11 protein-coding genes are annotated in these 15,080 nt (G+C 58.9%); 7 read left to right on the forward strand and 4 right to left on the reverse strand.

Features of this window, described 5'->3' with window-relative positions; genetic code table 11:
- Position 1 precedes the first annotated feature (1 nt).
- The 3 genes from LJD29_RS04540 to LJD29_RS04550 are packed head-to-tail and all read right to left on the reverse strand — an operon-like array spanning position 2 to position 3,692.
- Positions 2 to 1,015: a hypothetical protein gene (locus LJD29_RS04540; RefSeq protein WP_446744571.1), complete on the reverse strand. Its 1,014-nt coding sequence runs from the start codon at positions 1,013 to 1,015 to the stop codon at positions 2 to 4.
- A gap of 11 nt (positions 1,016 to 1,026) precedes the next feature.
- Positions 1,027 to 2,145 carry a lactonase family protein gene (locus tag LJD29_RS04545; RefSeq protein WP_446744572.1) on the reverse strand — a complete coding sequence of 373 codons (1,119 nt, stop codon included), beginning with the start codon at positions 2,143 to 2,145 and terminating at the stop codon, positions 1,027 to 1,029.
- Positions 2,146 to 2,156: 11 nt separating this feature from the next.
- Entirely contained in the window at positions 2,157 to 3,692 is a 1,536-nt protein-coding gene (locus LJD29_RS04550) for an FAD-binding oxidoreductase (RefSeq protein ID WP_446744573.1), read from the reverse strand.
- Between the two features lie 213 nt (positions 3,693 to 3,905).
- Here LJD29_RS04550 and LJD29_RS04555 point away from each other — a divergent pair, with 213 nt between their 5' ends.
- From LJD29_RS04555 to LJD29_RS04580, 6 genes are all read left to right on the forward strand, one after another.
- Complete coding sequence (locus tag LJD29_RS04555) at positions 3,906 to 5,342, forward strand: MFS transporter (protein ID WP_446744574.1); 1,437 nt, start codon at positions 3,906 to 3,908, stop codon at positions 5,340 to 5,342.
- A gap of 24 nt (positions 5,343 to 5,366) precedes the next feature.
- On the forward strand, positions 5,367 to 6,647 hold the full coding sequence (locus tag LJD29_RS04560) for a cupin domain-containing protein (protein WP_446744575.1): 1,281 nt from the start codon (positions 5,367 to 5,369) through the stop codon (positions 6,645 to 6,647).
- A gap of 79 nt (positions 6,648 to 6,726) precedes the next feature.
- A complete protein-coding gene (locus LJD29_RS04565) occupies positions 6,727 to 7,932 on the forward strand; it encodes an L-lactate MFS transporter (protein ID WP_446744576.1) in 1,206 nt (401 codons plus the stop codon).
- Between the two features lie 108 nt (positions 7,933 to 8,040).
- Positions 8,041 to 8,892, forward strand: coding sequence for a ThuA domain-containing protein (locus LJD29_RS04570; protein ID WP_446744577.1), 852 nt, complete (start codon positions 8,041 to 8,043; stop codon positions 8,890 to 8,892).
- Between the two features lie 78 nt (positions 8,893 to 8,970).
- Positions 8,971 to 10,143, forward strand: coding sequence for a redoxin domain-containing protein (locus LJD29_RS04575; protein ID WP_446744578.1), 1,173 nt, complete (start codon positions 8,971 to 8,973; stop codon positions 10,141 to 10,143).
- Positions 10,144 to 10,384: 241 nt separating this feature from the next.
- Positions 10,385 to 12,358 (forward strand): copper amine oxidase, encoded by a 1,974-nt coding sequence (locus tag LJD29_RS04580; protein WP_446744579.1) that lies wholly within the window; start codon positions 10,385 to 10,387, stop codon positions 12,356 to 12,358.
- Between the two features lie 129 nt (positions 12,359 to 12,487).
- Here the strand turns inward: LJD29_RS04580 and LJD29_RS04585 are convergent, their stop codons facing one another.
- Positions 12,488 to 13,594, reverse strand: a complete 1,107-nt coding sequence (locus tag LJD29_RS04585; RefSeq protein ID WP_446744580.1) for an SIS domain-containing protein — start codon at positions 13,592 to 13,594, stop codon at positions 12,488 to 12,490.
- 92 nt (positions 13,595 to 13,686) lie between these two features.
- Here LJD29_RS04585 and LJD29_RS04590 point away from each other — a divergent pair, with 92 nt between their 5' ends.
- Positions 13,687 to 15,072, forward strand: coding sequence for a sugar porter family MFS transporter (locus LJD29_RS04590; protein WP_446744581.1), 1,386 nt, complete (start codon positions 13,687 to 13,689; stop codon positions 15,070 to 15,072).
- The last annotated feature ends 8 nt before the right edge of the window (positions 15,073 to 15,080 follow it).

Genomic DNA, 15,080 nt, shown 5'->3' on the forward strand with positions numbered 1-15,080 from the left:
CTTATTCCCCGAACAATCGATAGGTGATCGTCCAGCTCTGCGCTGCCTTCGGCGCGACATCGAGATGTATGTAGGCTTCAGGCGAGATGGTCGTGCGGATCGACCAGAGGTAGAACTTGGCAATCGGCTGGTCTGAGGTCTGCTCCACGCCGAAGTGACGATTGGTGTCCTCTACCTTGATGTCGTATGAGGCAGGCGTCGATCCATACCCCTTGATGTAAGCGGAAACGGTCTTATGCGGTTCCAGCTCCTGCTTGTAGACGATGCTCTTTCCATCGACCACGGCCTGAGGATCGAGCGGCTGGTCCGGCTCGGGAGCGAACGGAAAAGTGATCTGCATGCCCGGCCCGGTCGGCTGATGGTCGAGCATGAAGAAGTCGTGATCGTAGACATCGGTAACGATCGCAGCAGTGCCGAGGTTCTTCAAAGTATGGTGCAGCGTGATCGTCGCGCCATGCGCAGACAGCGTTAGCTCCTTCACGTACTTGTAGGTGACTCCCGTCGGCGACTTCAGCAGATGTTCGAAAGTAACCGACCGCTTTTTCGCCTTCACCGTCCAGTGTCCGAGATCGACGATGTCGTACTTGTGTCCGAACTGATAGGGTTCATCACCCGCCTTGCGCAGCACACCGACGCCGATCTTCACAAATGGATCGCCCGGCTTGGCCGTGCCGTATCCCAGACCGCCATCTTCGGAGCGAAACTCCTCGACCGGCCCGGTGATGGAATCATTAACCGTCGCATCATAGTGCGGAAACCACTCGCCCCAGTAGTTGTGACCCTTGTAGGTCGCGCATCCGATCACGCCCGACCAGTCGAAACGCGTGGAGCGGTAATAGCCTCGTTCGCTATCGGGCAGGAACACCAGCATTTCGGCCTCACCATTCGAGAGCAGCACGTGGGGGTGATCCATGTTCGGTGTCGACGCGCAGTTTGCGGTCTGCGCCTGCACCGCAAACGCGGAAAAGATCATCGCAACACCGGCCACACCGCACTTCATTATCCGCTTGAGCATAGTCCCTCCGATCAAACCGTCAGCACAGACAGACTTGTCCACCTGGCATGTGATTGCACAACATCCTGAACCTTCGTGGGCTCGCCAGTCTGCGCATTCAGCGTCACCTGCCGAATCTCTCCTCTGCTGCTATCCACCGCGAACAGTACGCGCCCGTCGATAGCCGGCACAAGCCTGTGCGCGGAGATTCCTCTCATCGCCTTTGCGGGACCGAGCTCGCCATCGTCCTTCACGCTCCACGCCAGCAGATCTTTTCCACTGGCGTACAAGGTCCGTCGGCCGGCATCCAGAGTTAACGCCTGACCTGCATCGCACAAGACGCTTTGCAATTTCTCTCCCACACCATGCGAACCGTCATACCGGTAAACGTCGATACGATTGCTCAGTGTGTGGCGAATGTAGAGAGCATTGGAACCCAGAGCGAGTGAACCAGGGCCGCTCCCAGCATCCATCGACAGCATCTGACGCCGCACGAGCTTGTCGTTCTTCTGCTCGAAAAGGCTCACGCGGTCGTTGCCATTGTCCGACGCCAGCAACCAACCGGTTCTATCGTCGAAGAGCACCGTATGAGGATGCGACGAAGCCTGCGTTGCGTGCGGTCCGCAGCCGGTGTCCTTACGGATCGCCGTGATTCCACCCAACGATCCATCTTCGTGAATCGAGATTGTGTTGTAGATCCCTCCGCCGGAAGCCGCAACAACAAGCGAGGTGCCATCCGGTGACAAGGCAAGATGCTTCGGACGCATTGCCGCGAGCGAAAGGGCTTTCCCCCCAAGCAGAGTCAGACGACCATCTGCACCGATCCGGTAAGCCGTGACAGAGCCGCGGGGAAGACCGCCGGCCTCACTGGCTTCATTCGCAACGTACAAAGTCCGGCCGTCAGCTGAGACGCATGAGAAAGCAGGTGCCTCGCTCGGTAACGTCTCGACCGGGGTCCAGCGGTCGTTGCGTACCGCGTAGACATGGATCCGCCCCTGTTCACCATTTTCATGAGAGGTCGCATACGCAAAACCTGCAATCTCGCTGCCACGTTGCGAAGCGAAAACCCGATGCATCGGAACGGCCGCAGCCGCGCCTGCTGTTACCCGCACAAACTGCCTGCGTGTCCATCTGCCCGATGAAGACTGCATCACGTTCCTCCTTACACTCGCACGGACATGGCGTGGTGGAAGACATTGTTCGGATCGTAGCGCCGCTTCACGTCCTGCAGAAAGGGATACAGCTCACCCTCTCCCCAGTAAAGCTGCGGCCAGAAGCTGTAAGCCAGCATGTCCGAGTCAGGGTAGTTGATGTAGCAGCCCTGGTAACGCTCGTTGTGATAGGGCGTACCCTTGTGCGCTGCATCGACGTGAATCGAGTAAAGGTCTGCGTAGAACTCCTTCGCGAGCTGCAGCCGCGCCGCATCCTGATCCGCGTCTCGCCAATAGTTCTCCCACTGCAGCTTCATAACGGAGTCGCGCTGGCAGATCGAAGTTTCTTCCGCTGTGCCGCGCTTGTTGGCCGCTCCCCCGTAGGAATCGACTGCCAGCACCATGCCACGTGGATCGATGCCCTCCACTTTGCGCGTGAAATGCCTGTAGATGCAGCGTGCCTCTTGATCGGAAAAATTCTTCTTCATATAAGAGGATTTGTAGGAAGCCCGGCCGCTGCCGCCGCCGCCGCTACCGCTGATCGTCGCCTCGAGCCACTGACGCTTTTGAATATCGAATGAACCGTGTCCGTCCGTATTCGGAGGCGTTGCCGGCTGCGGCTGCACCATCTGCCGGTCGGCATTCACACGGATCTTCGCCTCTGCCCTGGTGAACTTCTCAAACCGTCCGAGAAACTCCTCGAAAACCTTTAAATCATCCGCACGGCCATTGGGATTGCAGAACTGGGAACCGAACCCGAAGTGCCCTCCCGAAGCGTGCGACATGTTCATAATGGAAAAAAGGCCCCACGTGTCCGGGTCCTGACCGCGTGTCTCCCAATAGCCGCCAAAGGTCTGCAGAATTTCGACGAAGGTATCCTCATCCGTCTTATCCCACTCGAAGCCCACGTGCGCTTCGGCTACTTCCTGGGGAGCGTCCGGCAGCTCGTCGAAATAAAACCCGGTGATCACACCAAAGCTGCCGCCGCCCGCCCCGCGGCAGGCACGGAACAGATCCGCATCGTGCGACTTATCCGTATGGCGTAGTGCGACTTTGCCCTTTCCGTCGACGGTGAGAATGTCCACGGCAGAGATCCAGTCACACGTGAGACCGTGCAGGCGCGAAAGCAGGCCGTAGCCGCCGCCGCTGATGTGGCCTCCTGCTCCTACCGCGTAGCAGCTGCCTGCCGGCAGGGTCTTGTTGTACCGCTTGTAGAGCTCTTCATAGACCTCGCCGAGCATCTGGCCCGGGGCGACGGCATAACTGCCCTTACCCGCTCTTGGCTCTGGCGCCTTCATCACACTCATGTCGAGGATGCAGCCGTTGCGGTTATTCACCACAAAGTCCTCGTAGCAGTGACCGCCGCTGCGAATCGTAGGACGAACTCCCTCGTGTACAAGCCGTTCCAGTGCCGCAGCGGCATCCTGCGCCGTGGCACACAGCGCAATCTCGCTGGCGGTATCCTGCGGGTCTCTGGGCCAGCGCAGATTGCGGCTGCCCTTCAGCGTTCCGTAACGCGGATCGGCCCGGTCAACGAAGTTCGACATCTACGTACTCCTTTACGGGCTTTCACCGTAAGGCATTTGTTCGCTCCGGAAACCAGCGCGAACCGGTTAAAACAGGACTTACAAAGGACGTTGCAGATGGAAAAACTGTAACAAAATATGCGAGAAATCGGTAAGGCCAATGTCCTACGAGGCAACCCTTTCGCAGGAGCCCCAAGCAAGGCCCGGCACTGGTAACCAGCATCTTAGTTAGCCATGGCGACGAACAACGTTGCACCGATTGACACTTGTATCCCCGCCCGGCTGGATCGTTTGCCGTGGTCGCGTTGGCACTGGATGATTGTGATTGGCCTCGGCATCACCTGGGTGCTTGACGGCCTCGAAGTCACGCTATCCGGCACGATCGGTGGAGTGCTTAAGGACAGCCTGCACATGTCCGACGCGCAGGTCGGTCAAGCCGCAACCCTTTACCTTTCCGGCGCCGTAATCGGTGCGCTTTTCTTTGGCTGGGCCACGGATCGCCTCGGGCGCAAGAAGCTCTTCATCGTTACCCTGCTCGTTTATCTGCTCGCGACCGCGGCGACGGCTTTTTCCTGGAACTTCACCAGCTACTCCGTCTTCCGCTTCGCAACCGGCCTCGGCATCGGCGGCGAATACGCCGCCATCAACTCGGCCATCGACGAGCTGATTCCCGCCAGGCTACGCGGCCGCATCGACCTCATCATCAATTCCACCTATTGGCTGGGCGCAGCGTTTGGAGCAGCCCTGACGGTGGTCCTGCTCAACAATCACGCGCTGAATCCTCACGTCGCCTGGCGGTTCGCATTTGGACTGGGCGCGGTGCTGGGCGTCGGCATTCTTTTCCTGCGCCATTTCGTCCCGGAAAGCCCTCGCTGGCTCGTCATTCACGGACGAAACCAGGAAGCAGAAAAAATTGTCGGCGACATCGAGCATACTGTCTCGAAAGAAACGGACAAACCGCTGGCTGCACCTGACGAGCCTGCGATTAAAATTCATCCCCGCACCCATACCTCGCTGGGAGAAATATGGAAGGCCATGACAGGAGAGAACCGTTCGCGTTCCGTCCTGGGATTCATCCTCATGATGGCTCAGGCTTTCTTTTACAACGCCATCTTCTTCACCTACGCACTGGTGCTCGAAAACTTCTACCACGTACCGCCAGTCAAGGCCGGATACTACATCCTTCCGTTTGCGCTTGGGAACGTGCTCGGCCCGTTGATGCTGGGCCATCTCTTCGACACCATCGGCAGGAAAAAGATGATCGCGCTCACTTACGCGTTGAGTGGAATTCTGCTCACCATTACAGGCTGGCTCTTTCTCCACAATATGCTTACCGCAAAGACACAGACGATCTGCTGGACCGTAATCTTCTTCGTCGCGTCGAGCGCCGCGAGCGCCGCCTACCTCACCGTCAGCGAGATCTTTCCTCTCGAAGTCCGCGCCATGGCCATCAGCGTCTTCTACGCTTTTGGAACGCTCATCGGCGGTGTCGGGGCACCGGCACTCTTCGGCAGCCTCATACAATCCGGTTCGCAGATCAATCTCTTCTGGGGATACATCGGCGCAGCAGTTCTCATGCTCTTCGCGGCAGCCTTCGAACTCTATGCCGGGGTCGCCGCCGAGGGCCGTTCACTCGAACAGATCAGCAAACCACTCTCGGCCGGCGCCTGATCAGGCAGACTGAAGCCCTTTAAGATGGTTCCGAATACGAGAGGACGCTCTTCCATGCCGCAGGACTCGCAGAAACCGCTCAATCGCAGAAAGTTCCTTGGGGCCAGTTCCGTTGCGCTCCTGGCTGCAGCCGGCGTCCCCGTCGCCGCTGCGCAGGAGAAGCAATCCATTCGCTCCACGGACCACTCTTCGCCCAATGAGTCGCAGCCCGGCCCGAAGAACGGCTCCCTCGATGCGGAGAATCCCGACTCGGTCTGGTCTCCGGAAACCGACGCTGGCGGGCAGCCGCCTTTCAAATACTCGTTCTCGCTCGCGCACAAGCGTATTGAAGAGGGTGGATGGACACGGCAGGTCACTGTCCGCGATCTCCCGATTTCAAAGAAGATGGCCGGCGTCGAAATGCGCCTTATCGCTGGAGGAATCCGCGAGCTGCACTGGCACGTCGGTGCAGAATGGGCGCTCATGCTCTACGGAAACGCGCGTATTACCGCCGTCGATCAGCATGGGCGCAGCAATGTATCGGATATCAAGGAAGGCGATCTCTGGCTGTTCCCTGGTGGAATCCCGCATTCCATCCAGGGACTCGGCCCCGACGGCTGCAAATTTCTGCTGGTCTTCGACGACGGCAACTTCAACGAATTCGAAACGTTTCTACTGACTGACTGGATGGCGCACACTCCGCCGGAAGTGCTCGCCAAGAACTTCAATGTTCCGGCCGAAACATTTGCGAACGTTCCGAAGAAAGAGCTCTTCATCTTCAAGCGCGACCTTCCCCGCCCGCTCGACGAAGAACGCCGCCAGACCGAAGAGGGCACGGGACGGGTGCCGAACAGCTTTGCCTTCTATACCGGGCAAATGCAGCCGACCAAGGTAACGAAAGGCGGCTCGGTCAAAATCGTCGACGCGAAGAACTTCCCGGCGACCAACATTGCCGCAGCCATTGTCACCCTCAAGCCGGGCGGATTACGCGAGCTTCACTGGCACCCGAATGAAGATGAGTGGCAGTATTACGTGAGCGGCAGGGGACGCATGACCGTCTTCTCGGCTGGCGCCCATGCCCGCACCATGGATTTCCAGGCAGGCGACGTAGGCTACATCGAGAAGTCCATGCCCCATTATGTCGAAAACACCGGAAACGAAGACCTTGTCTTCATCGAAGTCTTTCCCACGCCACACTATGAAGACATTTCTCTCGGCGAGTGGCTGGCACACACCCCGCTGCGGCTGGTAAACGAACACATCGGTGTCGGCGAGGATGTCCTGAAGAAGATTTCCCGGCAGGAGAGCGTCATTTCCCCGGAATAAACATCTAATTCAACGGGGAAGCAGCGCATTTGGGCACACTCACCCTTATGCTGCCCGATTTATTGAATTGGGGCCAGGTATGAAAGTCAATCGCTGGGGCATTGCGCTCGCCGGGATCATTCTTCAGGTGGTTCTCGGCTCAGTCTATGCGTGGAGCGTCTTCCGCGTCCCGCTCGCTAAACAGTTTCACTGGTCGATCTCGCAGGTCACACTGACCTTCACCATCTGCATCATGGTGCTTGGCTTTGCTGCCTTCTTCGGCGGTTTGTGGGTCAACCGATCGGGGCCCCGTATCGTAGCCATTACCGGCGCTATCCTGTACGGCATCGGCACGGCATTGGCCAGCTTTTCTGCTGGACATCTTGCCTGGCTCTACCTTTCCTACGGGGTCATTGGCGGCATCGGCTGCGGGTTCGCTTACATCGTTCCGATTTCCGTTCTTGTGAAATGGTTCCCCGACCGGCGCGGCTTCATCACCGGCGTCGCTGTTGGCGGATTCGGAGCTGGAGCCCTGGTCACCGCACCGATTGCGACGCGACTCATCGCCAGCGTCGGAGTGCTAACCACCTTCGCCTACCTTGGCCTGGCCTATCTCGTTTTTGGGGTCGTCTCTGCTTTCTTCATGACTAATCCGCCGGCCGGATGGGCTCCCACTGGCTGGACTCCCTCGCCGACGCTCTCAGCGCAGCGTTCCTCCCGCGAATTCACGTTAGGCCAGGCTCTCGGCACCTGGCAGTGGTGGGCTTTGTGGCTCATTCTCTTTCTGAATACTTCGGCCGGCATCTCGCTCATTTCGCAGGAGTCGCCTGTATTTCAGGAACTCGCTAAAGTGACGGCGATCGTTGCAGCAGGCATGGTCGGCATTGTCAGCATCGGTAACGCCGTGGGACGAATCTTTTGGGCATGGGTTTCTGATGGCATCGGCCGCCGCCTCACCTTTGTGGTTATGTACCTGGCGCAGATAGCCATGTTCTGGGCACTCCCCTCGCTCAGCGCTACGGCTGTCGTCACTTTCGTCTCGTTCCTGATTCTGATGTGCTACGGCGGCGGCTTCGGCACCATGCCTGCCTTTGCCGCGGACTACTTCGGCTCAAAGAACGTCGGCCCCATCTACGGCCTCATGCTCACCGCTTGGGGATTTGCCAGCGCCTTCGGTCCGCTGCTGGTAGCTCACCTGCGTCAGGCCAGCGGAACCTACCGCACCGGTTTTCACGCACTCGCAGGGATCCTTCTCGTCGCCACCCTTATCCCCCTGGTCATTCGACCTCCGCGCACACAGAACTAGCGAGCCCCCTGTTAAGCACTTGCTTGACAGGGGGTCTGGCCGGATGTTTTCCTGAGTATCTGCCCGACTTATGTAATAAAAGTTACAAACCGTCGGCCAGCTACGCGGATGAAATTCTCTCTTAAGCTTCGCCTCTGCCTCCTTGCCGGCTGCACCATGCTCGGCGGTGTAGCAATGGCGCAAAGCCAGCCCCCTAACGCTAAGAAACATCTGCTGGTTCTCGGCGAGGAAAAGGGCTACCGGCACGAAGCCGTCTCTCATGCCATGTCCGTCATCGAGCAGATGGGCAAAGAGACCGGCCTATGGGACACGACCCTCCGCACCGACACCGAAGTTCTGACGAAGAAGAAGCTCGAGTTCAACGCCAAGAATCTCAACAGCTTCGACGCCGTGCTCTTCTACACCGGCGGCGACCTCGAAATGGACGACCAGCAGCGCGCCGACCTGCTCTCCTTCGTCCGCGACGACGGCAAGGGCTTCATCGGCGTACATAGCGCGGCGATCACCTGGGCAAAGTGGCCCGAGTTCGTCGACATGCTCGGCGGCACATTCGACGAGCATCCGTGGGGAACCTTCAACGCGCCGATCCTTGTTGAAGACCCGAACTTTCCCGGCCTGCAGCAGTGGCCGCACGAGTTCGTCTACCGCGACGAGATCTACCAGATGAAGGGCTACGATCGCAGCAAGATCCGCGTGCTCATGCGCCTCGACCCCTGCAAGCTCGATCTGAAGAACCCGAAAGTTCACCGGCAGGATCTCGACTTCGCCGTCACCTGGGCACGCAGCTACGGCAAAGGACGGGTCTATTACTCCACGCTTGGCCACCCGGAAGAGAACTGGGACGACCCGCGCCTGCGGAAGATGTACCTCGAAGCCATCAAGTGGGCGATGGGGTTGGAATCCGCCGACATCACCTCACGCCCACTCCCGGCAAATAATGCCGAAGGCTGCAAGCCATGAAGAGTGCAGTCTCACAACGATTTTCGCCAGCAAGACGCTTTCATGCGGCACTGGCATAGCTTTCATCTGGAGATGTTCATGCGAAAAGTTCTCATCGCCCTGCTCGCCTTCGTTTCACTCACAACCTTCGCGCAAGACACGCCGCACCCGACGCTCGCCATTGGCTCTCCTGCTCCGCAGTTCTCGCTCACAGGCGTTGACGGCAAGGTGCACAAGCTGAGCGATTATTCTTCGTACCCGGTGCTGGCCGTCGTATTCACCTGCAACCACTGCCCCATCGCGCAGATGTACGAGCAGCGCATCCAGCAGCTCTACAACAACTACAAGGACAAGGGCGTAGCCGTCGTCGCCATCGAAGGCAATGACCCGAAGGCGATCCGCATCGACGAGCTCGATTCTTCAGACATCAGCGACACACTGCCCGAGATGAAGATTCGCGTCGCCTACAAGCACCTGACCTACCCTTACCTCTACGACGGTGACACCCAGTCGGTCACCCGCGCCTACGGCCCAAAGGCCACGCCGCACATCTTCATCTTCGACAAGCAGCGCAAGCTTCAGTACGAAGGCCGCATCGACAACAGCTACCGCCTCGAACAGGTGAAGACGCACGATGCCGAGAACGCAATCAATGCCCTGCTCGCCGGTAAGCCTGTGCCCACGCCGCACACCGGCGTCTTCGGCTGCTCCACCAAGTGGTCGGAGAAGGTCGCCCAGCGCGTAGCCGCCGAACAGAAGCTCGACGCACAGCCGATCACGCTCGACATGGTCGGTAAGCAGGAGCTCGCCAGGCTGCGCACCAACCCCAGCCACCAGATGATGCTCATCGACTTCTGGGCAACATGGTGCGGAAGCTGCGTGGCTGAGTTCTCCGATCTGCAGGACAACCTCCGCATGTACAGCGACCGCGACTTCCAGCTCGTTACCGTCGCGGCCAACCAGCCCGACGAAAAGGCCAGCGTGCTGCGCTTCCTGCAGAAGAAGCATGCCACCAGCAAGAATCTGCTCTTCGACTCCGAAGACACGCAGGCGCTGCAGACCGCCTTCGATCCCAAGTGGGATTCGGCTGTTCCTTACACCGTCCTGCTCTCGGGCGATGGCAAGGTGCTCTACAAGGTGATGGGCGATGCCGACATGCTGGAGCTGCGCCGCATCATCCTCGCCAACCTGCCCTCGGACTACATCGGCTTCAACCGCTACTGGCAGACCGGCGGAACGAAGCAGCCCGCTGCGATGAAGCAGGGCCAGTAATTGCTCTCGAAGCTAAAAGAAAAGGCCATCGCCATTGCGGCGGTGGCCTTATTCTTTTGGCAGATTGCGCTTGCCCGATAAAATCGAAGGTGCAATACTAAACAAACTTTACTAAGTGCCGACGAGCACTGAAACCCATGCGCGCCGCATTCAACATCGCGGCGGATGGCATCTCGCTCCCCATCCGCTCGCTTCTCTCGCGATGCCGGAACCTGCCGCAAAAGAAAGAGTCATAGCCTTGATGATGCTCAGAAGGATTCTCTGTACCGGGCTCCTCGCCGCCTCCGCTTTCAGCCTGCCCCTGCATGCCCAGACCACCGCAGTGCACCATCCGCTCGACGGCCTGACGACCGACGAGTACTGGACTGTTCACGACGTGCTCGTACAAAGCGGACACATGACAGAGAAGACACTGGTAGCAAGCCTGCTGCTGCATGAGCCGGACAAGGCAACGGTGATGGCGTGGAAGCCCGGCGAGGCCATCCCTCGTGAAGCAGATGTCTACATTGAGGACGAAGGCAAGACGATCGAAGCGCGTGTCGACATCGCCAACAAAAAGCTCGAATACTGGAAGACGATGCCCGGCGTACAGGCGCCGATCACGCTCACCGAGCTGAACGCCATGAGCGACATCATCAAAAACGACCCTCGCGTGGTAGCTGCGCTCAAGGCCCGCGGCATTACCGATCTTTCCACCGTCGAGTGCGATCCCATTCCCATCACCTTCATCGCCTTCCAGGAGCAGAAGACGCAGCGTATCGGCTACGGAAGCTGCGATGACAACCACGGCGTCTATCACGCCTGGGGACGCGCCATCGACGGTCTTTACATCCTCTCCGATGTCGTCTCGCAGAAGGTTCTTCGCGTCGACGACACCGGCATCGTGCCCATGTCTAAAGGCGACATGGACTTTGAGGAAGCAAAGAATACGCCCCGCGCCAATACGAAGCCGTTATACGAAGTAGCTCCGGATGGCCCGAGCTACACCATCAAGGATGGTGAAGTCGCATGGCAGGGATGGAAGTTTCGCTTCCGCCTCGATTCGCGCCTCGGCCCGGTCGTCAACCTCGTGCATATCCAGGATGGCGACCGCTATCGCTCGGTGATGTACGAAGGTGCAATCTCGGAGATGTTCGTTCCCTACCAGAGCAAGGACAAGGGGTGGGCCACCAATGTTTACGCAGACAACGGTGAATTCCTCCGCGGCGGTATCATCCGCGCCGTGGCAGAAGGCGACTGCCCGGCACATGCGCAGTATTTCAGCGGCATCATCCCATCCGACCAGGGCACGCCGATCCTCACCCAGAACATGGCCTGCCTCTTCGAGCATGTGACCGATGCGCCCGCGTGGCGGCACTACGAGAACGGCATCATGTCCACCAAGGGACCGACCCGCGAGCTGACCCTGCGCACCGCCGCCGTTGTCGGAAACTATGACTACCTGCTCGACTGGACCTTTGAGCAGGACGGCACCATCAAGGTCGCTGTCGGAGCCACCGGCATTGTGGAAACCGAAGGCGTGAAGGAAGAAACGCAACACGAGAAAATGGGCGAAGCACAATACGGAACGCTGGTCGATTCGCACCTGCTGGCCGTGAACCACGATCACTTCTTCTCGTATCGCTTAGACATGGACGTGGACGGCCCGAACAACACCTTCATGATCGATCGCGCGGAGCCGGAGAAAATCAACACGGACAATCGCACCTCCATCTGGGTTCGCAAGTCGATGATGGCTCACCGTGAACAGGACGCCATCATGGATCTCAGCGCAAGGAATCCGGCCATGTGGTCCTTCGTCAATCCCGGCCAACACAACCGGCTTGGATACGCCACCGGCTACGAAATCATGCCCGGCATGACAGGCATCTCCACGCTGTCACCCGACGATCCGGCGCAAAAGATCGGCGCCTTCGCCGAGCACCAGTTCTGGGTTACGCCCTACAAGCCCGACGAGCGCTATGCCTCCGGTGTGTATGTCACCAGCAGCACGGGCGATGACGGACTCGCCAGCTGGACAAAACAGAACCGCTCGATCGAAAACACCGACATCGTCGGCTGGTACACGCTCGGCTTCCACCACATGGTGCGCGACGAAGACTGGCCGATCATGCCGACGCTTTGGCACGACTTCCTGATCCGCCCGGTCAACTTCTTCGACAGAAACCCGGTGCTCGATCTCTCGAACGACCCCCACCAGCAGCCGATCCACTAAAGAAGTCCCCTCATTACCGGTTGGTGATGAGGGGACTTCTCAATAACAAGAACGAAAATGGGTACCCCATCCAAGCTCCGCTTGGGTGGGAGGAAGATTCCTGACCAGCCTTCGCAACCAGCTGAATCGTTACTGCTCCATCACGCCATACTGGAACCGCGGAGGCAGGCGGCAGCCGATCTTCTCGATGATGCCCAGCGTCAGCGCCTGCGCCACCAGGATCGAAGTCAGGCTCTCCCAGGGCTCGGGGACTGCATCGATCTTCACGGGCAAGAGCAGATCGGTACGCTCGACGTTTTCCGACGACACCAGGATCACTTTGCCACCCTTGCGATTGCACTCCTTCGCCAGCTTCACTCCCAGCTCCGGCACGCGGCCCAGCGCGAAGATCACGGCAACATGCGTCTTGTCCACATCGAGGTTCGGGCCATGCTTGAATCCTGCTCCCGTATGGGGAGCAGCGCGCACGCCGCTCATCTCGCGAATCGTCAGCGCCCCCATGATCGCGGAGCCATACGCCGCGCCGCGCCCGATGACTTCGATATTTGCCGCTCCGCTCACAAACTCTTCCATCTCTCGACGAATCGCAAAGAGAGGATCGAGTGACTCGCAGAATACCTTGTACGCCGCATCGGCATCGGCTTCCCAACGAAGGCCAGCGATCTCGCTCGCCAGGATAATTGCTGCCGCAGTCGAGTTGGTGTAGGTCTTGGTCGCGTTGCCGTACTCCGGCCCGGCCAGGATCGGCAGCGGATTCTTCGCCATCTTCCAGCAGGTGCTCACCGGGTTATTGCAGATCAGCCCCAGGGGACGATCTTCTCCCCGCCGCATCAGCTCAACCAGCTCCGCGCTCTCTCCGGAAGTCGTCAGCAAAACGGAAAGCGCAGCATCGTTCCAGGTCGGCAGGCCATAGTGCAGCCACTCACCAGCATCGATCGAAAACGACGACCGCCCGTGAGTTTGCAGCAAGGTCGAGCCGCTCAAGGCCGAGCAAAACGATCCACCCATGCCGATAAACAACACCGGTCCAGGTTTCTTCGCCAGCTCCGCCATCCGCTTCAGTGATGAGCGCACATCGGCGTCTTCGCGATACGCTTTTAACAGTTCTGCCAGCTTATCCGGCTGCTGGCGGCACTCGTACTCCAGCACCTGTGTTCCGTTGGCGTTCAGCAGTTCCCTGGGCGGTTCTACGCCGGAGATCCAGCGAGGCGCCTGCGTCTCAGTTTTTTTGTCCATGACCTGTCATTTCCCGGCGCAGCACTCGAAATAACTGCCGCTACTTTATAAATAACTATTACAATGATGGCTAGCACTATGATGCCACCGAGGTGAAAGCGTTGTCCAACCCTGTCGCGGTACCCGAAACGCCGGTACGGAGCCAGTTTCTATGGAGAATCTCCTTTATCGCCGGCCTTGGCGGCATTCTCTACGGCTATGACATGGGCATCATCGCGGCGGCCCTGATCTTCGTCAAAGAAAGTTTTGCGCTCTCCACGCGCATGCAGGAGATTGTCGTCAGCATCGTGCTGATCGGGGCCATGGCCGGCGCGCTCATAGGCGGAACCATCGCCGACCGCATCGGGCGACGCGCAACCCTGCTCTGGGGCGCGGCCATCTTCATCGCCGGCTCGCTGCTCGCTCCACTGGCTCCAAATGTTTATCTCGTGATTGCCGCTCGGGCTCTCCTCGGCATCGCCATCGGATTCACCTCTGTCACCGCGCCCGTCTACGTCTCCGAACTTTCGCCGCCTCGCTCGCGAGGCATGCTGATTGGCCTCTACCAGCTTGCGCTGACGCTGGGCATCGCCGGCGCAGACCTCGTCGGATACTGGCTGGCCGGGGCGCACGCCTGGCGCTGGATGTTCGGCATCGGCGCCATTCCAGCCGCGCTCTTCCTGGTACTGATCCTCACCCTGCCCGAAAGCCCGCGCTGGCTCTTCGGACAGAACCGTAAGGCAGAGGCAGAAGCGGTGCTAAGGACGTACACGAACGAAGAAGGCGCGAGCCTGCTGCTTGACGAGATTCGAACCGCACTCGCGGCCAAGGTCGAAAAGCGCTGGAGCGCCCTGTGGAGCCCGGCTGTCCGCGGTTCGCTCTTTATCGCCGTCGGCTTCACGGTTCTGCAGCAGGTCACCGGCATCAATACCATCATTTATTACGGCCCGCAAATCTTCGCGCTTGCCGGCATCACATCGAACAAAAGTGCCATTTTCTCGACGCTCCTGGTGGCTATCATGAACGTGGTTGGCACCATCATCGCGCTCATTCTCGTGGACCGCGCAGGCCGCAAGCCACTTCTTTACGCCGGTGTAGGAGGCATGACGCTCTCGCTCTTCGTTCTCGCATACGCATTCCACAATCAGATTGCGCTCGGCGCGTCTCTTGGTATGCTTGCAACCGCATGCCTGATGGTCTACATCACCTTCTTTGCTTTCAGCATGGGGCCGATTGCATGGATCCTCGTTTCCGAAGTCTTTCCATTGCACGTACGCGGACGCGGGGTCGCCGCTGCAACCATCGGCTCCGGCACCTCGAACTTCATCGTGTCGCTCACTTTCCTTTCGCTCATCAACGCTGCCGGAAAGAGTGCTACGTTTTCGATTTACGGAATCTTCTGCATCCTCACCCTTCTGTTCGTCCGTTTCGTCGTTCCTGAAACCGCAGGACGTCAGCTTGAAAGCATCAGCGCAGAAACATCTTTGAACACTCAATGAACCGGTCA

Source organism: Silvibacterium acidisoli (assembly GCA_022870745.1).
GTDB lineage: Bacteria > Acidobacteriota > Terriglobia > Terriglobales > Acidobacteriaceae > Silvibacterium.